This window comes from Streptomyces sp. NBC_01217 (assembly GCF_035994185.1).
Taxonomy (GTDB): Bacteria; Actinomycetota; Actinomycetes; order Streptomycetales; family Streptomycetaceae; genus Streptomyces.
Genome location: NZ_CP108538.1, coordinates 5,990,949 through 6,010,967, shown reverse-complemented (window position 1 = coordinate 6,010,967; position 20,019 = coordinate 5,990,949). Strand labels below are relative to the sequence as shown.

Below are 20,019 nucleotides of genomic sequence, written 5' to 3'. Positions count from 1 at the left end.
GCGCGGTGCACAACCGGCGGAGCAAAGGGGCAGGACATGGCGGTGGAGCAGGAGATCAGGCTGAACTCGAGTCTGCGCGCCGAGATCAACCTGCCCTGCCCCGAGGACGGCTCCGCCTACCGCGCGGTGGCCGAGGCGTGGTTCACCGCGGCCCTGGCCGAAGCGGCCGGGGCGCTGGGGGAGAAGTTCGGGTACGACCTGGATCTCTCCGCCCGCGCCTCGGCCATCACCGGGGGAAACAGTACGTACGGACCTCCCGGGAGTTTCTGGGCCTCACTGCTCGTCACCCGGGCCTCCGGTCGTCAGGTCGAGACCTATTGGTCACCGAAGAACTGGCGGACATTCCTCCGGGGCGTGGAGAAAATGCCACCCGAGGCCAAGGTGCAACTGGCCGTGGTGGGAAGCGACGGCTTTCCGGGTGAACCCTGGCTGGACGTCTCCGTCGTACGCGAACGGGACGCTCCGGACTGGATCGCGCTCGTCGTGGACCGCACCACCGAGGAATTCACCGATCCCGGCACGAGAAACGACGCGCAGAACCGCTGGACCGCATTTCTGAGAGCGCAGGCGCACGCCCACGAGTCGGTTCTCTTCGGCAGCATCGCGGACGACGCGGAAGTCGCCACCGGCCGCACCGCTCTGGAAGCCACGCTGGGTCTCTTCCAGGACGACACCTTCCCGGACCTGGATTCGGTCCTGCGCGGCTACGCGTGGATCACGGTCTGTTCCCCGGGCGTCGTGGAGGCGCTGGGTGGCCTCGACCGTCTCCGGGACAGCGCCGCCTTCTTCGCGGTCGAACCGCTGGCCCGCGGAGGCGCGCTGCTGCGGGCGACGGAGAACATCTGGGAGTACGGACCCGACGCGGTGCACGCGGTCTTCCGTGCCCTCGCCCCCGCGCTGCCGCCGGGCGAGGCCTCACCGGCCATCTCCTGCGACACCCTGCGGCTGGCCTTCGAGGACGCGGCCGAGCCGGGACGCTCCTGACCGCAGGGCCGCCGACTGCTGGGGCTGCGCGGCGTCACAGCTCTCCCGAGGCCCCGGGACTGCCGTCTCCGCGGCCGTCCGCATCTCAGCCCGGCCCGTGTTCCTCGGCCGCCCCGCACAGCGCCTCGACCGCTGATGTCCGGCGGGGCGTCCGCACGCCGGTCTCAGTTGTGGTCTCGACAGCCGACCGATCCGGAGCGGTCCGGCACCGTCCGTGACAGCCCGGGTCACCCCTGGCCGGCCATGCGGGCAACGCCGCGGCCGACGGCGGACAACGACCGCTACCGATCGGGAAACACGCCCCCGAGGGGCGTCGCGCACCACCGCACGCCCCTCGGATGGTCTCGCTCCCCCTTGTTCCCGTCCCGTATCGGTGCAACTCTGAGAGTCCCCCCGCTTGTGAACTTGTGAATCGGCTCACACAGTCGCTTCACCAAGGAGGTGGCTCCTTTCATGCTCGTCCGTGACGCCATGAGCACGCTGGTCCTCACCATCGGACCCACCCATACGCTCCGCCAGGCGGCCGAACTGATGTCGGCCCGCCGCATCGGAGCAGCAGTCGTCCTCGACCGGGACACCAGCGGGCTCGGCATTCTCACCGAGCGCGACATCCTCAACGCGGTCGGCTCCGGCCTGAACCCCGATGTCGAGAACGCATCCACCCACACCACCACCGATGTGGTCTTCGCCGCGCCCACCTGGACCCTGGAAGAGGCCGCGGAGGCCATGACACATGGCGGATTCCGCCACTTGATCGTGCTGGACGACCACGGACCGGTCGGCATCGTCTCGGTCCGCGACATCCTGCGCTGCTGGGCGCCCATCAGGCGCCGCCACCACGCGGAACTCGTCGTCTGAGCCCCATGAACGACCGGTGGGCCGGCCCCCTCCGCAGAAGGAACCGGCCCACCGTCGACGACAGGCGTCGGTACTAGCCGCGCAGGGCCTGGACCGCGGCCTCCAGACGCTTGCCGAAGTCGCCGTCCGCCTGGCGGAAGTTGTTGATCGCGCGCTCGGCGATGTCCTCGCGCGACACCTTGGCGATGAACCCGGCGAGGTTGTCGATCAGCCGGGTCTTCTCCTCCTCGGAGAAGAGCCGGTAGAGGTTGCCGGCCTGCACGAAGTCGTTGTCCTCGGCGTGGCTCGGGGCCTCGTGCGTACCGATCTCACCCGTGACCGAGGTGGGCTCCCACAGCGGCCGGTCCGTCTGCGCCGGGCCGCCGAAGCTGTTCGGCTCGTAGTTCTTCGCGCCCTTGTGGCGGCCGTCGTACAGGTAGCCGTCGCGGCTGTAGGTACGCGCCTCGGCGGCGTGGGGGCGGTTCACCGGCAGGTGGTCGGCGTTGATGCCGACGCGGTAGCGGTGCGCGTCGCCGTACGCGAAGAGACGGCCCTGGAGCATCTTGTCCGGGGACGGACCGATGCCCGGCACGAAGTGCGCGGGGCTGAAGATCGACTGCTCGGTCTCCGCGAAGATGTTCTCCGGGTTGCGGTTGAGCTCCAGCTTCCCGATCTCGATCGGCGGGTAGTCCTCGTGCGGCCACACCTTGGTGAGGTCGAACGGGTTGAAGCGGTACGTGGCAGCCTCGGCCGCGGGCATGATCTGGACCTGCACCGTCCAGGACGGGAAGTCGCCGCGCTCGATCGCCTCGCGCAGATCGCGCTGGTGACTGTCCGGGTCCTCACCGGCGAGCTTGTTGGCCTCGGCCTGGGTGAGGTTCTTGATGCCCTGGTCGGTCTTGAAGTGGTATTTGACCCAGAAGACCTCGCCGGCCTCGTTGTTCCACTGGTACGTGTGCGAGCCGTACCCGTTCATGTGACGCAGCGTGGCCGGGATGCCCCGGTCACCGAAGAGCCAGGTCACCTGGTGGGTGGACTCGGGCGACAGACCCCAGAAGTCCCAGACGTTGTCCGCCTCCTGCGAGCCGGTGTACGGGTCGCGCTTCTGGGTGTGGATGAAGTCCGGGAACTTGATGGCGTCCTTGATGAAGAACACCGGGGTGTTGTTGCCGACGAGGTCGTAGTTGCCCTCTTCGGTGTAGAACTTCAGCGCGAAACCGCGGGGGTCGCGCACGGCGTCGGCCGAGCCGAGGTTGCCCGCGACGGTGGAGAAGCGCAGGAACGTCTCGGTCTGCTTGCCGACCTCGGAGAGGAACTTCGCACGCGTCCACCGCGAGACGTCACGGGTGAGTGTGAAGGTGCCGTACGCACCGGCGCCGCGGGCATGCACGATGCGCTCCGGAATGCGCTCGCGGTTGAAGTGCGCGAGCTTCTCCAGCAGCGACTGGTCCTGCACCAGGACCGGACCGCCGACGCCCGCGGTCTGGCTGTTCTGGTTGTCGGCTACCGGCGCGCCGGCCTCCGTGGTGAGCGGTCCCTGCGTCACGTGCGCCTCCTGCGTCGTTCCTGCACATTCGTCATGTCCTGCACAGCCTGTCCCTTGGCGTATGCCGTATCCGATCCTACAATGGACATTGTCCAAGTCAAGTGGCCATCCAAAGTCACACCCGTTCGAGACCTGGTCCCCTCACTGTTAGGCTTGTTTCCATGAGTGACCTGCTGGAACGACTTCGCGGACGCGGCTGGCGCATGACTGCGCAGCGGCGTGTCGTGGCCGAGGTCCTCGACGGGGACCATGTGCACCTGACGGCCGACGAGGTCCACGCCCGGGCCGTCGCCAAGCTGCCCGAGATCTCCCGCGCCACCGTGTACAACACCCTGGGCGAGATGGTGACGCTCGGCGAGGTCATCGAGGTCTCCACGGACCGCCGCGCCAAGCGGTACGACCCGAACGCACACCGCCCCCACCACCACCTCGTCTGTGCGAGCTGCGGCACCATCCGCGACGTGCACCCGGCGGGCGACCCGCTGGCGGATCTGCCGAGCGACGAGCGGTTCGGTTTCACGGTCTCCGATGTCGAGGTCACCTACCGCGGCATCTGCCCGAACTGCGCCGCGACGAGCTGAGCCGTCCGGCGGAAGGCCGTCGACCGGGCGCTGCACTCGGAGGCGGGATGCACTCGGAGGCGGCGGGCCACGAACTCCGGGTCATGCGCGTGGACGTGAGTACGCGCAGAAGGCCGGATCCTCTGGAGGATCCGGCCTTCTGCGTTCAGTAGCGGGGACAGGATTTGAACCTGCGACCTCTGGGTTATGAGCCCAGCGAGCTACCGAGCTGCTCCACCCCGCGTCGTTGTGGTTCCACCGTACGTCACCGCTCCGGACCAGCGCAAATCGGTTTCGGCAGCTCGCGGGGATGCGCCGGGGCGCCGCCCCTGCGACGCCCCGCGCACGGGCTTACGCGGTGAGCTCCTGGTGCAGCGCTTCGAGCAGCCGGGCCGCCCGCTCGGCGACCTCCGCCGGGCCCAGCTCGACCGCACGCGCGCACCAGCGCTGCCCCTCGGTGAGCTCCCCTCGGCGGGCGGCCAGCAGGGCGAGGCGCAGGGCGGCCCGTCCGTGACCGTCGTTGGCGGCGCGGGTCCACCACAGCGCGGCCTCGCGCTCGCTGCCCTCGCGGGCCAGCAGCAGGCCGAGGTTGAAGGCGCCGTTGCGGCTGCCCGACTCGGCGGCCTCGCGGTACCAGCGGGCCGCGCTGTCCACATCGCCCCGGGCCGCCGCGAGCATGCCGACCCGCACCTGGGCGCGGCGGTGCCCCTGCTCGGCGGCCCGCTCGTACCACTCCTCGCACTCGGTCTTCTCCGGCATCGGCTCGCCGAGCGCGGGAGGTCCGGGCGGCGGCTGCCGCGAGTCCAGCACCCCGCCCAGCCGGAAGGCGGCCTCGGCGCTGCCGCCGCCCGCCGCGCAGCGCAGATGGCGCTCGGCCTCCCGCTCCTCGCCGTGGTGCAGCAGGGCCATGCCGACCTGCAGCGCGGCCTCGGTGTGACCGGCCGCCGCGGCCCGCTCGTACCAGACCAGTGCCGTACGGTCCTCGTCGCGTCCGGCGTACAGGATGCCGAGGTTGAAGGCCGCATCCACGCTGCCCGCCTCGGCGGCCTTGGAGAACCAGGGCTCGGCGCCGGTCGCGTCGCCCGCCTGGAGCAGGAGTACGGCCAGTGCGTTGGCGGCCTCGCGGTGGCCCGCGTACGCGGCACGGCGGTACCACTGCTCTGCCTGCGGCGTACGGTCCTGGGCCGCGCAGAGCAGCCCGAGGTTGTAGGCGCCGTTGACGTCGCCCGCGTCCATGGCGGCGCGGTACCAGCGCTCGGCGGTCTGCTGCTCGCCACGGGCGGCGTGCAGGGCACCCAGGGCGTTGGCGGCGTTCCCGTCGCCGTCCTGGGCGGCGCGCAGCCACCACACGGCGGCGCTCTCCTCGTCGCCCGCGTCACGGAGCAGGAATCCGAGCGCGCAGGCGGCCCGTGCCTCGCCGGCCTTCGCGGAGATGAGGTACCAGCGGCCGGCTTCCTTGAGCTCGCCGCGCTGTTCGAGGATGGCGCCGAGATGCAGGGCGGCACGGCGGTGACCGCGCGCGGCGGCCTGCCGGTACCACTGCTCGGCCTCGCCCACGCGCCCGGCCGCCGGACCGGCCACGGGGCCGTCGTTGCTGCGCACCGCGGTACGACCGGTGGCGCCCGGACGACCGGTGGCGCCCGCGACGGGGCCGGGTGCGGGCCCCAGCCCCGGGCGGCCGAAGGCGTCGTGCGGGTCGTCGGCGGCGTTGCGGTCCAGCATGCGCGCGAGGCGGTACGCGGCCTCCCGGTGCCCCTGCTCGGCGGCGGCGCGCAGCCAACGCTCGGCGCCGACGTCGCTGCGGTGTTCCAGCAGGTCGGCGAGGGCGTACGCGCCGAGCGCATGGCCCTGCTCGGCGGACTGCCGCAGCCAGTACTCGGCGCCGGGCTCGTCGCCGCGCTCGCGGTAGTGGCGGCCCAGCGCGTGCGCGGCGGCGGCGGAACCCGCCACGGCCGCGATACGCCACCAGCCCGCCGCGTCGTCGGTGTATCCGCGCTGGTGGAGAAGGACACCCAGGTTGTTGGCTGCGGCCCGGTCCCCGTCGGCGGTGGCCGCGCGCAGGTAGGGTTCGGCGCCCTCCAGATCACCACGGCGCAGCAGCAGGGCACCGAGGACACTCATCGACGTGGTGTCCCCGGCGTCGGCGGCGCGACGGTGACGCGCCTCGCTCTCGGCACTCTCGGGGCTCTCGGGAGTCTCAGGGCCCCCGGGAGTCTCGGTGCTCTCCGCGGCCTCAATGGACCCGGTGTTCCCGGTGGCCTCTGCGCTCTCCGTGCTCTCGACGGTCGCGGCACACCCCACAGTCTCGGCGGTCTCGCTGGTCTCGGTCGTACCGATGATCTCAGTGGTTTCAGTGGTTTCAGTGGTCTCGCTGTTCTCTGCGGCAGCAGCGCCAAAAGCCGCATTCATCACGCTATCCGTCCGATGAACGCGGCGCTGCGCAAACCGCCCTGTCTCCAACAGAGTTGCCCTGTCCCCCATAAATACCATCGTCGCACCACCTACAACCCGCGTACACCTGGTATATCGCGGCCAGTGAGGTCACTTCAGCGTTTTGTCGACATGCCCACAGAGAGACAAGTCAAACACGTCCGGGCACAACTCGTGCCCCGCGAACCGCACTTCACACCCACCGCTCAAGAAATTCCCCACGGCATGACGAAGGCCCGGATCCTTGGAAAGGATCCGGGCCTTCGTCTTTCAGTAGCGGGGACAGGATTTGAACCTGCGACCTCTGGGTTATGAGCCCAGCGAGCTACCGAGCTGCTCCACCCCGCGCCGTTGTGTTCAAACCGTACCACGACGCGAGGGTGAGCCTTTACCGAGTTACTCAGCCACTACTGCCGGCATCGGACGCCTTATCCGAAGCATCCGAATTGCCCGCATTATTCTCACTGCCCGACTTGGGCTGGGCTGCCGCCGCACGCTGCAGCGCGTCCTGCAGATCCGCCTGGGCCTTGCCGTACGCGCTCCAGTCCTGCTTCTTCAGGGCTGCCTCGCCTTCCGCATAGGCCTTCTGCGCATCCGCGATCGCCTTCTTCAGCGCCGCGTCACCGGTGGCCGGTGGCTGCGTGGTCTCACCCGGTGGCCGGGTGGTCTCCGCAGGCGGCTCGGTGGTGCCCGTGACCCCGAAGACCGCGTTGAGCGCCTCCCCGAGACTGTTCTCGAAGACGATCTTCGACCCGTACGAGGCGGCGACCTTGCGCAGCAGCGGGTAGTTCTGCGTGCCACCGCGCGTGTACACCGGCTCGATGTAGAGGAAGCCCCCTTCGAGCGGCACGGTCAGCAGGTTGCCGTACTCGATGTCGGAGTCGGTTCCCTTCAGGTTTCTGACGAACTCGGCGACGTCGTCATTGCCGTTGAGCTCGCTCTGTACCTGACCGGGGCCCTTCACCGTGGTGGTGACTCTCAACAGCCTTATCGTGCCGTAGTCCTTGCTGGCCGCATCCGCGTCCACCGCCATGAACGCCCCGAGGTCGGGCCGCCCCTTCGGGGTGAAGGTCGTCGTCAGCGAGAACTTCTGGGCCGTCTGGTCCGGCATCTTTATGCTCAGGTAGTACGGCGGGACGGCGCCGGACTCCTTGTTGGTCGGGTCGTCCGGGACCTGCCACGCGTCACTGCCGCTGTAGAACTGGGCGGGGTTCGTGACGTGGTAGCGGGTGAGCAGCTCGCGCTGCACCTTGAACAGATCCTGCGGGTACCGCAGGTGGTCCATCAGGTCCTGGGGGATGTCGGCCCGCGGCTCCACCGTTCCCGGGAACGCCTTGCGCCAGGTCTTGAGGACCGGGTCCTCGGTGTCCCACTCGTAGAGCCTGACCTTGCCGTCGTACGCGTCGACGGTGGCCTTCACCGAGTTGCGGATGTAGTTGACCTGGTTCTGCTGGGCGACGACCGCGCGCTGGTTGGTGGTCAGCGAGTCGGCCGTGGTGTCACCGAGCGTCGTACGCGAGGCGTACGGGTACCCGTTGGTGGTGGTGTACGCGTCGACGACCCACTGGATACGGCCCTTCACCACGGCCGGGTAGGCGTCGCCGTCGATGGTCAGCCAAGGGGCGACCGCCTCGACGCGCTCCTTGGGCGTGCGGTTGTAGAGAATCCGCGAGCCCTCGCCGATGGCCCCCGAGTAGAGGATCTGCGGCTCGCTGAACGCCACGGCGTACGCGGCGCGGTTGAAGGCGTTGGCGAGGCTGACCCCGCTCTTGCCCTGGTAGCTGGTGGTCTTCTCGCCGTCCTCCTCGTAGTCGAGCTCCTTCTGGGGCCCGCCGACGATGGAGTACTGCTCGGTCTTCTCGCCGTAGTAGATCTGCTGCTCGTACTCGCCGAACTCACCGGTGGTCGGCAGACCCGACTCGGTGAAGTCCGGCGAACCCAGAGGGTTCTTGCCGGTCGTCGTGCCCCGGGCCGCGATGGCGCCGTAGCCGTGGGTGTAGGTGAAGTGGTCGTTGATCCAGTTGCGCTTGGGGATGCCGTCCAGATTGAGCTCGCGCAGACCGATGACGGTGTCCTGGTCCTTGCCGGCGTCGTCCTTGTAGCGGTCCACGTCCAGCGTCTTGGGGAACTGGTAGTAGTTCCTCTTCTGCTGGAGCTGCTGGAAGGCCGGTGAGACGACGTTGGGGTCCATCACCCGGTAGCTGGCGGCCTGGTCCGCACTGGCGCGCAGCTTGGCGTCGTCGCTCGTCGTGCTCTTGCCCGAGTAGTCGTCGACCTGCGCGTCATCGATGTCGTACGCGTCACGCGTCGCGTCGATGTTCTTCCGGATGAACGGCGCTTCCTTGGCCTGCTCGTTCGGCTGGACCTGGAACTTCTGCACGATCGCCGGGTACAGCCCGCCGATCAGGATCGCCGAGAGCACCATCAGACCGAAGCCGATCATCGGCAGCTGCCAGGTGCGGCGCCAGAGCGTCGCGAAGAAGAGCACGGCGCAGATCGCCGCGATGCAGAACAGGATGGTCTTCGCCGGAAGGTAGGCGTTGGCGTCGACGTACCGAAGGCCCGTCCAGTTGTCCGTGGCCTTGAAGTCGCTGGACTTCACGGCCAGGCCGTACCGGTCGAGCCAGTAGGCCACGGCCTTCAGCGAGACGAAGACGCCGAGCAGCACCGACAGATGGCCGGTGGCCGCGCCGGTCGCCCGGGCGCCGGGGCTGGTGATGCGGAGCCCGCCGTACAGGTAGTGGGTCAGCGCGGCAGCGATCAGCGAGAGCACCGTGGCCGCGAAGCCGAAGCCCAGCAGGAATCGGTACCAGGGCAGGTCGAAGGCGTAGAAGGACACGTCCAGATGGAACTGGGGGTCCTTCTGGTTGAACGCCACGCCGTTCACATACATCAGCCAGGTGCGCCACTGACCGGAGGCGGATGCTCCGGCGATCAGCCCGACGAGCGCGGTGATCGCGAGCAGCACCCACTTCTTGTACGGGGCGAGGCTCATCCGGTAGCGGTCCAGGCTCTGCTGCTCCAGCGACATCGCGCTCAGCGGCGGCCTCAGCCGGTGCGCGAGCCAGATGTTCAGGCCGACGGCGATCGCCATCAGCAGTCCGAAGACGAGGAACAGGCCGATCTTGGTCCACAGGGTGGTGGTGAAGACGGACGAATACGCGACCGACCGGTACCAGAGCCAGTCCGTCCAGAACCCGGCGAACATGACGAACGCCATGGCGAGAACCGCCAGGACGCCCAGTGTCATGAGCAGGGTACGGGCGCGCCGGGACGGGCGGCCGACTCTGATCCGTGGCCCGGTCGGGCCTCCGCCGCGGTCCGGCATCTGGAAAGCCAACGTGCGCACCTCGAAGTTCGCGGGTCGTGTGGAGCGGGCCCAGCGATCGTAGAGCCCATCTATGCAACTTACTGAGGCTTTACCTAGTTCCCGTTCCCGGGGCGGAAGGAGGCAGGATGTTGGTCATGCCCAACGTTTCCCCCTCAGGCCCTCCGATGGCCGCGAGCCCCCTCACCGTCGCCGTGCTCGAAATCGACGAGTACATCTCCGGCCTCGGCTGGGACCAGCCGGCCCGGCTCTTCGCTCTCGTCGACACCGCCCGGCTGCGGGCCCAGGAGCCCGGCCTCGCCGCCCAGCTCGGCCTCGACGGCTCCGACTCCCCGACCGCTTCACTGACGCCCATCGAGCAGGAGGAGCTTTCGCCGGGCACCGCCCTGGACGAGTTCCTCGCCACGATCGCCTGGCCCGACGCGGTGATCGGATGCGCGATGACGGTGGAGCGGCTGATGCTGCCGCCGTCCGCCGAGGCCTCCGTGCCGGAGGGGCTCAGCGATGCCCAGCTGACCAAGTGGGTCGCCAAGCACCCGGAGCGCCAGGAGGTGCGGATGACCGTGGCCGTCCTGCGGGACGGTGCGCGTGAGGCGGCCGTACGCCTCCGCGAGAAGGACTCGCCGAGCGAGGTGCGGACCGGTGCCGGTCTGGTGCCCGGGCTGGCCGACGCACTGGCCGCGACCTTCGAGGCCTGACCCCGCCGCGTCCCCGCCCGCATCTGCGTCGCGTCCCCGTCGAGGGGGCGCGGTCAGCCCGCCGAGCAGCTCGGCAGGCCGGCCGTGTCCCCCGCGCGGATCTTCTCCAGCGAATTCTTCGCGTCGTCGATCGTCTTCACCCTCACCAGCGTGAGTCCGCTCGGGGTGTCGGATGCGGCGGCCTTGCAGTTGTCGTTCGGCGTCAGGAAGTACCGGGCGCCCGCGTCGCGCGCGCCGACCAGCTTCATGTTGATGCCGCCGATCGGGCCGACCTTGCCCTGGTCGTCGATCGTGCCGGTGCCCGCGATGAACCTGCCGCCCGTGAGCTTGCCGGTCGTCAGCTTGTCGATGATGCCCAGGGAGAACATCAGACCGGCGCTCGGGCCGCCGACGTCGGCGAGCTTGATGTCGATCCGGAACGGGAACGTGTGGTCCGTCCCGGCCTGGATGCCGACGATCGCGCGGTTCTCCTTGGGGGCCTTCGCCGTGGTGATGACGATCTTCCGGCTGCCCTCGGGCTCCTTGCCGGCCTTCTCGGCCGCCTGTGCCGTCTTCGCCGGGATGATCGTGAACGTGACGTCCTCGCCGGGCTTGTGGCGGGTGACGAGCTTCGCGACGTCCCCGGGCTGCTCGACCGCGCTGCCGTCGACCTGCTTGATCACATCACCGGCGTGCAGCTTGCCCTGGGCGGGGCTGCCCTTGACGACCGTGGACACCACGACGCGCGACGACACCGGGATGCCCAGCTCGTTCAGGGCGGCGACCTTGGCGCTCTCCTGGGACTGGCTGAACTCCTCGGCGTTCTCCTGCGTCGACTGCTGCTCGGTCTTGCCGTCGGGGTAGAGGGTGTCGTGCGGGACGACCACGCTGTCGTGGGCCAGCCAGCCGTAGACGGCCTCGACGAGGTTCATGCGGTAGTCGGCGCCGGTGACCCTGACCGTCGTCATATTGAGGTTGCCGGACGTCGGGTACGTCTTGTGCCCGGAAATCTGCAGGACCGGTTCGCCGCCGATCTTGCCGAGGGTGTTCACCGTCGGCCCGGGAGACATCTCCGAATACGGCACTCTGATCAGCACGCCCGCGCAGAGCAGCGCAATGAGGATCAGCGTGGAGGCGAGCATCGTCGCGGTGCGGCGTGGCATGGAACGACAGTACGGGAAGGGTCTGTCAGTGCACCGTCGGGGCCGGTCCGTACGGGGCGGGAAGCCGGGCACGGCGCCGGGCCGGACGGCGTCGGCGGCCAAAATCGCTGTGCGAATTGGCGACTGCGTACATTCGATGGAAGCTCAGACGACGTCGGAACCGGAGTCCGACTTCTCCATCGCCTCGCGGAACCGGGCATACCCGGCAAGTTCCGAGACATCACCGGCTGTGCGATTACGGGTAGCCCAGCTTCCCCATATCGCAGCACCGAGTGCAGCGAAAAGCGGAATCAGCAACCAAGCGAGTGCTGCCACTACGACCTCCCTACCCCGTGAGCGACCGCAACTGACTGATCAGCAGATTAACCATCTGCAGGACCAACGCTCGCGGCAGGGGGGCGGTTACGCAAATCGGGGCCGACGACCACCCGATCGGCTTGCGCTCAGCAGGCTCCGACCCATTCCTCGGTACCGTCCGAGAAACTCTGGTGCTTCCAGATCGGCACCTCGTGCTTGAGGTCGTCGATCAGCCTGCGGCACGCCTCGAACGCCTCCGCACGATGCGGGCAGGAAACGGCGACGACCACAGCGAGGTCGCCCACTCCGAGGTCACCCACTCGGTGGACCGCGGCCAGCGCCCGCACCGGGAAATCCGCCACGACCTTCTCGGCCACCCGGCGCAGCTCGTCCTGCGCGGAGGGGTGGCAGGAGTACCCGAGCGCACCGACGTCCTGACCGCCGTCGTGGTTGCGCACCGTACCGACGAAGAGCGCTGTGCCGCCCGCTGCGTCGTCCCCGACGGCCCGGAAGATCTCGTCGACCGACAACGGCGTGTCGCGAATCGCCAGCAGCCGGATGGGGTCGGTTGCCGCCTGCTCGCCGGGGTGGTCGTGGGTGGGAGCCATGGGGCCATCGTGCCGTACGGCACCGGCATCGTGGAATAGCGTTTTCCACCGGCGGGCCGCGCCCGCCCTTGGAGCCTTCTACAGAGGTCCCACGCCCACGGTCTTGCGGTGGATCCGCCGTGGCCCTAGATCCGTCGGCGGGCCTTGCGGGCGCGGCGGACCAGGGCCGCGGTGCCGAGCAGCGCCACGGTCGCACCGGCGGCCCCCGCCGCGGTGGCGTCCTTGCGGCCGAGGCGGCGTCCGGCGACTGTGTGGCGGCCCTCGACCTCTTCGAGCAGCGCGGCGAGCACTTCCTCGTTGGTCCAGGCGGGGCGCCAGCCCACGTCGTGCAGCCGGCTCACGCTGACCACCCAGGGGTGCATCGTGTACGCCAGATCGCCCGCCGGGGACGGGGTCAGGCCGATCCGGTGCAGCCGGGCGGCGGCGCCGAGGGCCACCGCGGAGGGCAGCTCCATCCGGCGGACACCGCTGAGCTCCTCGACCTCCTCCTGTTCCAGCCAGCCGTCGCAGCCGACCGCGAACTCGCCGTCGATCTTCTCCAGAGCGGCGTACTCCAGGGCCGTGACCAGGTCCTCGACATGGCAGAACTGCCAGGTGGGGCGCGATCCGGCGACGACCAGGAGGCGCGGCGACTCGAAGTAGCGGGTCAGCGCGGTGTCCGTGCCGCCGACCAGAACGGTCGGCCGGACCACGGTCACATTGAGTCCGGGGTGGGCGCGAGGAGCGCGGCGGCCGAGCCGTTCGATCTCCAGGAGGTCCCCGACGCCGGTGGCCTCGGCCGTGGCGCGCAGTTCCGCGTCCTCGGCGAGCGGGATGTCGTTGTCGGGCAGCGCTCCGTAGACCATCGCCGAGGTGCACAGCACGACCCGGTGGACCCCGACGGCCGCGGCGGCCGTCAGCACGGTCTGGGTGCCGCGCACGTTGTAGGCGGTGCGGGCCGCGGGGTCGGTCTCCAGGTCGAGATCGAGTGCCAGGTGCACGACGACATCCGCGCCGCGCAGCTTCTCCGCGATCGCGGGGTCCCGTACGTCGAGGATGTGCCAGGTCGCCTCGGAGACCTCTCCGCGGCGTTCATCGATGGCGATGACCTGCTTGATCTCCTCGGATGCCGCGAGGCGTGCGGTGAGCAGCTCACCGACGCCCCCCGCGGCTCCGGTGACCGCGACGACGGGGCCACGGTTCCTGGAGCGGCTCTTTGCGGGCTTGTTCTCGGTCGAGGGGTCGGACAGGTTTCGCGCTGCGCGAACCTGAGGATCTGGGGAACTCACCGGGCGTCTCCAGCGGTTGTCTTCAGTACGTACCCGAATGACGCGTACGTACCAGGTGGCGTCCATCCTGCCGCAGGCCGGGAGCCGGCGGGGCACTGAGGGCCCGAGGGGTCTTTTGGTGTCTACGCTGGATGGTGATGTCGGGCAGTCGCCGTCGGTTCGAGCCGGCGGCCCTACGAGCCGAGGAAACCCGTGAGTGACACCCCATTCGGATTCGGCCTTCCGCCGGAGGAGCCGGAAAACGGCGACGAGGGCAAGAAGAAGGACCCCACCGGAGGTGGGCAGGGTTCGGGCGGGCCGGCGAACCCGTTCGGCTTCGGGCCCGGCGCGGGCGGGGACAACCCGTTCGCGGCGATGTTCGGCACGATGAACCCCAACGACCTGGGTGCGGCCTTCCAGCAGCTCGGCCAGATGCTGAGCTACGAGGGCGGTCCCGTGAACTGGGACATGGCCAAGCAGATCGCCCGCCAGACGGTCTCGCAGGGCACGCCGGACGGCACCAAGGACGCGAGCGTCGGCCCGTCCGACCAGTCCGCGGTCGACGAGGCGCTGCGCCTTGCCGATCTGTGGCTGGACGGCGTGACGTCGCTGCCCTCCGGTTCGGTCTCCACCGTGGCGTGGAGCCGTGCGGAGTGGGTCGAGGCGTCCCTCCCGGCCTGGCAGAAGCTGGTCGACCCGGTGGCCGAGCGCGTCGGTCTGGCCATGGGCGATGTGCTGCCCGAGGAGATGCAGGCGATGGCCGGCCCGCTGATCGGCATGATGCGGTCGATGGGCGGCGCGATGTTCGGCCAGCAGATCGGACAGGCTATCGGTGTGCTGGCGGGTGAGGTGGTGGGTTCGACCGATATCGGGCTGCCGCTGGGCCCGGCGGGCAAGGCCGCGCTCCTTCCGCTGAACGTGGAGAGGTTCGGCAAGGACCTGAGCGTGCCGCAGGATGAGGTGCGACTGTATCTGGCCCTGCGCGAGGCCGCCCACCAGCGGCTCTTCGCCCATGTGCCGTGGCTGCGCTCGCATCTGTTCGGCGCGGTCGAGGGGTACGCGCGCGGCATCAAGGTCGACACCAGCAAGCTGGAGGACGTGGTCGGCCAGTTCGACCCGTCGCAGCCGGAGCAGCTGCAGGACGCCCTTCAGCAGGGCATGTTCCAGCCGGAGGACACCCCGGAGCAGAAGGCCGCCCTGGCCCGGCTGGAGACGGCGCTCGCCTTGGTCGAGGGTTGGGTGGACGCGGTGGTGCACGAGGCCGCGAAGTCCCGTCTGACCTCGGCGGACGCCCTGCGCGAGACGATGCGCAGGCGGCGCGCCTCCGGCGGGCCGGCCGAGCAGACGTTCGCCACGCTCATCGGTCTTCAGCTGCGTCCGCGGCGGCTGCGTGACGCCTCGCGCCTGTGGGCCTCGCTCACGGACGCCCGTGGTCTCGACGGGCGCGACGCCCTGTGGGCGCACCCCGACATGCTGCCGACCGCCCAGGACCTGGACGATCCGGACGGCTTTGTGCACCACGAGCAGCTGGACTTCTCCGAGCTGGACAAGATGCTCGGCGAGGCCGCGAAGGGTCCGCAGAAGCCGGAGGCCGACGCGGGTGAGGCGGGCGACGCGGGTCCCGAGGGAACCGACGGCCGGAAGAACGACGGCACGAAGGACGGCGGCAAGGGCGACACCGACCAGTGAGCCTCTACGACGACGCCGTTCACGTACTGAAGACGTACGAGCACCCGGTGGACCCGGCCCAGGACGAACTGCGCCAGGTCTATCTGGACCATCTGGACCTGCATCCCGACGGCATGTGGAAGGCCTGTGGGGCCGGACATCTGACGGCCAGCGCCCTGGTCATCGATCCGGAGCGCGGCCGGGTCCTGCTCACCTTGCACCGCAAGCTGCAGATGTGGCTGCAGATGGGCGGCCACTGCGAGCCGCAGGACACCACGCTGGCCGCCGCGGCGCTGCGGGAGGCCACCGAGGAGTCCGGCATCAGCGGCCTGACCCTGCTCGCGGGCGGACCGGTGAGGCTGGATCGCCACCCGATCCCAGCGCCCTGCCACTGGCATCTGGACGTGCAGTACGCGGCGCTCGCGCCGTCGGGCGCGACGGAACAGATCAGCGACGAGTCGCTGGACCTGCGCTGGTTCGCTTACGACGAGGTCGCCTCGGTGGCCGACACCTCGGTCGTACGGCTGATGACGCGCGTCCGTGCCGCGCTGGAGCAGCACCGGTAGGAGCGCCACACGCGCCACACGCGCCGCGGGTGCCGCGGGTAAGGGGCGGCCTCCCTTGGAGACCGCCCCTTACCCGTGGCGTTCGCTCACCCGTGCCGTCCGCGCCGGAGCGCCGCGGCTCAGTTCCAGGCGTTGTTCTGGTTCTGACCGTGGGCGCCGTGCTGGCCCATTCCGTACTGGGCCCGGACGCCCTGGCCGATCTCGTGGTTCTGCGGGGGCAGCACCTCGCTCGGCTGGACCAGGGCGAAGCCCTGGCCGAGGAAGCTGAGCTCCCAGCCCTCGCCGGTGTTGCCCCGCCGCCGCCAGACGCCCGTGGAGTGCGTCTGTGCCTGCATCTGCACGCGCAGCGAGCTGGACCAGGCGACGATCGCGTCGGCGTCGGCGTTGACGTACTTGTCCGGCGTGACCTGCATCATCAGCGGCTGGCCCGAGGTCATCAGAGCGACCTTGCCGGTGCCGGAGATGTTGAGCTGGTACTTGCCGGTGCCCGAGATGCCGTACTGGCTGTCGACGGCGATGACCTCGGTGTGCAGCGAGGAGTCGAGCGCCAGGACATAGGCGCTGTCCACCGTCATGCCGTCGCGGTCCACGTCCACGACGTGGATGTACTGCGCGAGGTTGGCGAGGTAGACGGTGCCCTGCCCGGAGCAGCGCATCAGGTCGAGGCCCTCACCGGTGCTCGCGCGGGCGCGGCGCTGCCCCTGCGACCGGTACTCGCCGTCGAACTCCATCAGTCCCTGGTAGGCGACCATGGCGCCCTTGCGGGCGAGGACGTCGTCCTGGCCGGTCAGCGAGACCCGCAGGAGCTGCGGGTTCTGGACTGTGTACCGGTCCTGGGACTGCTGTTCCGTGTAGCTGAAAAGCGGACTCTGCATGGTGTGTTCTCCTCCCCCGTCAGTTCCGGACCCGCAGGCGGTCGGTACTGTCCTCGCTCGGCTGTACGACGACGATGCCCTGGCCCGAGAAGGCCATCTGGTACGCCTCACCGCTGCCCCGCCCGATGAGCGAGGAGGCCTTGAAGCTGCGCTTGCCCTTCACCTTGAGGTTCGGGGACCACGCCACGAGGGCGTCCGGGTCGACATAGGTCTCGTCCTCGCCGCGTCCGCAGTCGACGACGATCGGCGTGCCGCGCGAGGTGATGGCGACCCAGCCGGTACCCGAGATGCAGACGTTCCACAGGCCCTGTCCGGCGAACTTGGCGAGGCCCTTGACCCGCTCCACGCCCCAGGTGAGATGGCCGTCGAAGGCGAGGACGTTGGTGCCGTTCACGGAGAGGGAGTCGTTGTTGAGGTTGATGACGACCACATCGGCGCCGTAGTCGGCGAGGTAGAGCAGACCGTCGCCGGAGCACTTCATGATCGGTGCGCCCTCGCCGGTGATCCACTGGGAGGCGATCTGGCGGACGGCGGGCGGGTTGGGTTCGTACTGGATGAAGCCCTCGTACGCGACCATCGAGCCGGTACGTGCGTAGAGGTCCTGGCCGGTGGCCATGGCGACCTTGAGCATCGCGCGGCCGTGGTTCTCCATACGGGCCGTGACGGGGGTCGGGGCGTAGCCCGCGAGTTGCTGGTTCATGACGGGCTCCCTCAGACCTCGTAGGGCTGGACGACGATGAAGTTGCCGGGGGCGCCCCGGAACTGAAGGTTCACGGTTTCTCCGCTGTGTCCCGGGTACGCGTTGCGGCGCAGCCGGACCTGGCTGGAGATGATCACCTGGGACGCGGACGACCAGGCCACGACGGCGTTGCAGTCGGCGAAGGTGGTCGGCGTGACGGGCAGGACGACGGGGACGCCATGGGTCTTGACGACGACCGTGCCGGTGCCCTGGAACTGCATGGTGAACAGGGCGCCGCCGGGAATGCCGTGGCCCTCGATCCTGCGGACCTCGTGCTGCAGCGACTCGTCGAAGGCGAGGACGTTCTCCGCCGAGACGCAGATGCCGTCGCCCTGCAGCTCGATGGCGTGCAGATGGGAACCGTCCTCGGCGAGGAAGACCTGTCCGCGGCCGGTGCAGCGCATCAGCTGCATCTCCTGGCCGGTGGCATTGCCGACGATGCGGCCCGCGAATCCGGCGCCCTTGTAGCTGAAGTCGACCTTGCCCTGGTACATCACCATGCTGCCTTGGCGGGCGAGCACGGGCGTGCCGCCCATGGTGAGGTCGACCCGCATCAGCTGCTGATTCTGCGGGGTCCACCGCTGCCCGGTGGCCGTCTCCTTGTACGGCTGGAGCGCTGCCTGAAGACCGGCACCGGCCTGCGGCACACCCTGCGGGACTCCCTGGGGCATTCCGGGCGGCTGCTGGCCGTACGGAGCGGGAGCCTGCTGGCCGTACGGCGGGGCAGGCGGCGGCTGCTGGCCGGGGACCTGCCCGAACTGCGGCTGCTGGGGCGGCTGCCCGTATGGAGCCGGTGCGGGGGCGGGCGGCGGAACCATGCCACCGTGCGGCGCCAACGGGGCCGCCATCGTCGGTGCGGCGTGCATCTGCTGCTGCGGCGTGGGTGCCGGGGGCTGCGCGGCCGGGGCGCCGAAGAACGGAGCCGGCTGCGGAACTTGGGGTGCCTGCGGCGCGGCCGGGGCCCCGAAGGAAGGGGCGGGCACCGACGCGGCGGGCGGGGCGAACGACGGAGCGGCACCCTGCGGCTGAGGCGCGGCGGGCTCCTCCTCGGCGACCTCGCCGCCGAAGTTCTTCAGCAGCGCGTCGAGGCCGCCGTCGAAGCCCTGACCAACTGCGGCGAACCGCCACACGTCCTTCAGGTAGAAGTCACCCAGCATCACCGCGCGCTCGGTGGTGAACTCCGAACCGTTGAAGGCGTACCTGACGACTTCCTCGCCACCCGCGACGATCCGGATGTACCCGGGGCCGACCTGGGACATCTGTCCGGCGCCGTCGACCGTCGCCGTGAACGACAGCTTGTGGATGTTCGCCGGAATGCGGTCCAGGGTGACGCGGAACGACTCGGTGTCACCGGCCTGGGCGCCGAGGAGCTGAATGGACTCCTCGGGCGATTTCGGCTGATTGAAGAAGATGAAATACCGGTCGTCGGAGAGCTGCTCATTGGCATCGAGGCCGAAGCAGCTGATGTCAAAGGTCAGTCCCGGGCCGGCGATCTGCACACCTACGTACAGGTCCGTCCCCGGCGTGAGATCGCTGATCTTGGCCTTGTGGCCGCGCTGGAATTCCCTGGCCATGCGTAACGACCGTCCCCCATCCCGAATGTGAATGCGTCGCGTCAGGCTAACCGCAAACTCCGACATTGAGCTAAGTCGGTACACACCCGGTACAGAACCTCCGGGCGTCACTCACCGCGCGCGGCGGGAAGATGCGGCAGCCGGTCGGCCGCCACCACACCCTCCAGATAGCCGCGTGCCCGCTCGGTGCGGGGATACGCCTCCAGCAGCCGCCAGAAGCGCGGACCGTGGCCGGGCACGAGCAGATGGGCCAGCTCATGGACCAGCACGTAGTCGACGACGTACTCGGGCATGCCCTGCAGCCGGTGCGACAGCCGGATGCTGCCCTCGGCCGGGGTGCAGGACCCCCATCGGGTGTTCTGATTGGTCACCCACCGCACCGAATCGGGCCTGGCCCGGCCCTCGAAGTACTGGGCGGACAACCGCTCGGCCCGCTCGGCCAGTTCCCTGTCGCCGAGGATGCGTCTGCTCTCCTGGGCCGCGAGCTTGTCGAGCATCACGTTGACCCAGCGCTGCTCCTCGGCCTCCGACATCCGGGCGGGGATGAGCACGATTGTGCGATCCCCCTCCCGGTAGGCGGAGACCGTTCTGCTGCGGCGGGTGCTCCTGCGGACCTCGACCGCGCTCGTTGCCGAGGCGCGGGGCGGACGGGTCGCCGCGCTGCGCTGATGGGTTCCGGCGCTGCGCGCGGGGGTCTCCCCGGCGAATCCGGGTGACGGGTCGGCGGGCACGCCATGACGTTACCCGGTGCCAGCGGGGGAAGTCCCGCCTCCGGGACGGTTCGCGCTTGATCCGCTCCATGGCATGCACCATTTGAACGACTAATACCCCATGCCTGTGGATAACTTTCTGCACGCTTCGACGCCTGGCTGCATTCTGACAACGGATCTCGCGGAGGTCCGGGCCGAGGCCCACGCGTA

Annotated in this window: 16 protein-coding genes and 2 tRNA genes; 6 read left to right on the top strand and 12 right to left on the bottom strand. The window is 69.5% G+C overall.

The genetic code is table 11. The features are described from left to right. Positions 1 to 36: 36 nt before the first annotated feature. Together OG507_RS27000 and OG507_RS26995 are read left to right on the top strand one after the other, a co-directional pair. Positions 37 to 984: a hypothetical protein gene (locus tag OG507_RS27000; RefSeq protein ID WP_327369758.1), complete on the top strand. Its 948-nt coding sequence runs from the start codon at positions 37 to 39 to the stop codon at positions 982 to 984. A gap of 453 nt (positions 985 to 1,437) precedes the next feature. Continuing rightward, entirely contained in the window at positions 1,438 to 1,842 is a 405-nt protein-coding gene (locus OG507_RS26995) for a CBS domain-containing protein (RefSeq protein ID WP_327369757.1), read from the top strand. Between the two features lie 73 nt (positions 1,843 to 1,915). Here the strand turns inward: OG507_RS26995 and OG507_RS26990 are convergent, their stop codons facing one another. Further along, positions 1,916 to 3,367, bottom strand: a complete 1,452-nt coding sequence (locus tag OG507_RS26990) for a catalase (RefSeq protein WP_327369756.1) — start codon at positions 3,365 to 3,367, stop codon at positions 1,916 to 1,918. 161 nt (positions 3,368 to 3,528) lie between these two features. On the opposite strand from OG507_RS26990, the gene OG507_RS26985 reads away from it, so the two are divergent. Continuing rightward, a complete protein-coding gene (locus OG507_RS26985) occupies positions 3,529 to 3,948 on the top strand; it encodes a Fur family transcriptional regulator (protein ID WP_327369755.1) in 420 nt (139 codons plus the stop codon). Between the two features lie 149 nt (positions 3,949 to 4,097). On the opposite strand, the gene OG507_RS26980 is transcribed toward OG507_RS26985, so the two are convergent. From OG507_RS26980 to OG507_RS26965, 4 genes are all read right to left on the bottom strand, one after another. Next, positions 4,098 to 4,171, bottom strand: a tRNA-Met gene (locus OG507_RS26980). 107 nt (positions 4,172 to 4,278) lie between these two features. Then, positions 4,279 to 6,417, bottom strand: coding sequence for a tetratricopeptide repeat protein (locus OG507_RS26975; RefSeq protein ID WP_442811019.1), 2,139 nt, complete (start codon positions 6,415 to 6,417; stop codon positions 4,279 to 4,281). 214 nt (positions 6,418 to 6,631) lie between these two features. Continuing rightward, positions 6,632 to 6,705, bottom strand: a tRNA-Met gene (locus OG507_RS26970). A 52-nt stretch (positions 6,706 to 6,757) separates the two neighbouring features. Further along, positions 6,758 to 9,685: a UPF0182 family membrane protein gene (locus OG507_RS26965; RefSeq protein WP_327372103.1), complete on the bottom strand. Its 2,928-nt coding sequence runs from the start codon at positions 9,683 to 9,685 to the stop codon at positions 6,758 to 6,760. Positions 9,686 to 9,813: 128 nt separating this feature from the next. On the opposite strand from OG507_RS26965, the gene OG507_RS26960 reads away from it, so the two are divergent. Beyond that, positions 9,814 to 10,383, top strand: a complete 570-nt coding sequence (locus OG507_RS26960) for a PPA1309 family protein (RefSeq protein ID WP_327369753.1) — start codon at positions 9,814 to 9,816, stop codon at positions 10,381 to 10,383. Between the two features lie 53 nt (positions 10,384 to 10,436). Here the strand turns inward: OG507_RS26960 and OG507_RS26955 are convergent, their stop codons facing one another. The 3 genes from OG507_RS26955 to OG507_RS26945 all read right to left on the bottom strand — a co-directional run bounded on the left by OG507_RS26955 (position 10,437) and on the right by OG507_RS26945 (position 13,698). Next, positions 10,437 to 11,525: a YlbL family protein gene (locus OG507_RS26955; protein ID WP_327369752.1), complete on the bottom strand. Its 1,089-nt coding sequence runs from the start codon at positions 11,523 to 11,525 to the stop codon at positions 10,437 to 10,439. A 443-nt stretch (positions 11,526 to 11,968) separates the two neighbouring features. After that, a complete protein-coding gene (locus OG507_RS26950; protein ID WP_327369751.1) occupies positions 11,969 to 12,430 on the bottom strand; it encodes a molybdenum cofactor biosynthesis protein MoaE in 462 nt (153 codons plus the stop codon). Between the two features lie 125 nt (positions 12,431 to 12,555). Then, a complete protein-coding gene (locus OG507_RS26945) occupies positions 12,556 to 13,698 on the bottom strand; it encodes an SDR family oxidoreductase (protein WP_327369750.1) in 1,143 nt (380 codons plus the stop codon). A gap of 192 nt (positions 13,699 to 13,890) precedes the next feature. Between OG507_RS26945 and OG507_RS26940 the strand changes: the two genes are divergently transcribed. Both OG507_RS26940 and OG507_RS26935 read left to right on the top strand, forming a co-directional pair. After that, a complete protein-coding gene (locus tag OG507_RS26940; protein ID WP_327369749.1) occupies positions 13,891 to 15,366 on the top strand; it encodes a zinc-dependent metalloprotease in 1,476 nt (491 codons plus the stop codon). Continuing rightward, a complete protein-coding gene (locus tag OG507_RS26935) occupies positions 15,363 to 15,911 on the top strand; it encodes an NUDIX hydrolase (protein WP_327369748.1) in 549 nt (182 codons plus the stop codon). Before OG507_RS26940 ends, OG507_RS26935 begins: the two co-directional genes overlap by 4 nt. Positions 15,912 to 16,030: 119 nt before the next feature. On the opposite strand, the gene OG507_RS26930 is transcribed toward OG507_RS26935, so the two are convergent. From OG507_RS26930 to OG507_RS26915, 4 genes are all read right to left on the bottom strand, one after another. Further along, positions 16,031 to 16,786: an AIM24 family protein gene (locus OG507_RS26930; protein WP_327369747.1), complete on the bottom strand. Its 756-nt coding sequence runs from the start codon at positions 16,784 to 16,786 to the stop codon at positions 16,031 to 16,033. Positions 16,787 to 16,805: 19 nt separating this feature from the next. Further along, positions 16,806 to 17,486, bottom strand: a complete 681-nt coding sequence (locus OG507_RS26925; protein WP_327369746.1) for an AIM24 family protein — start codon at positions 17,484 to 17,486, stop codon at positions 16,806 to 16,808. A gap of 11 nt (positions 17,487 to 17,497) precedes the next feature. Then, positions 17,498 to 19,099 (bottom strand): TerD family protein, encoded by a 1,602-nt coding sequence (locus OG507_RS26920; protein WP_327369745.1) that lies wholly within the window; start codon positions 19,097 to 19,099, stop codon positions 17,498 to 17,500. Between the two features lie 107 nt (positions 19,100 to 19,206). After that, positions 19,207 to 19,830 (bottom strand): M48 metallopeptidase family protein, encoded by a 624-nt coding sequence (locus OG507_RS26915; RefSeq protein WP_327369744.1) that lies wholly within the window; start codon positions 19,828 to 19,830, stop codon positions 19,207 to 19,209. Positions 19,831 to 20,019: the final 189 nt, after the last annotated feature.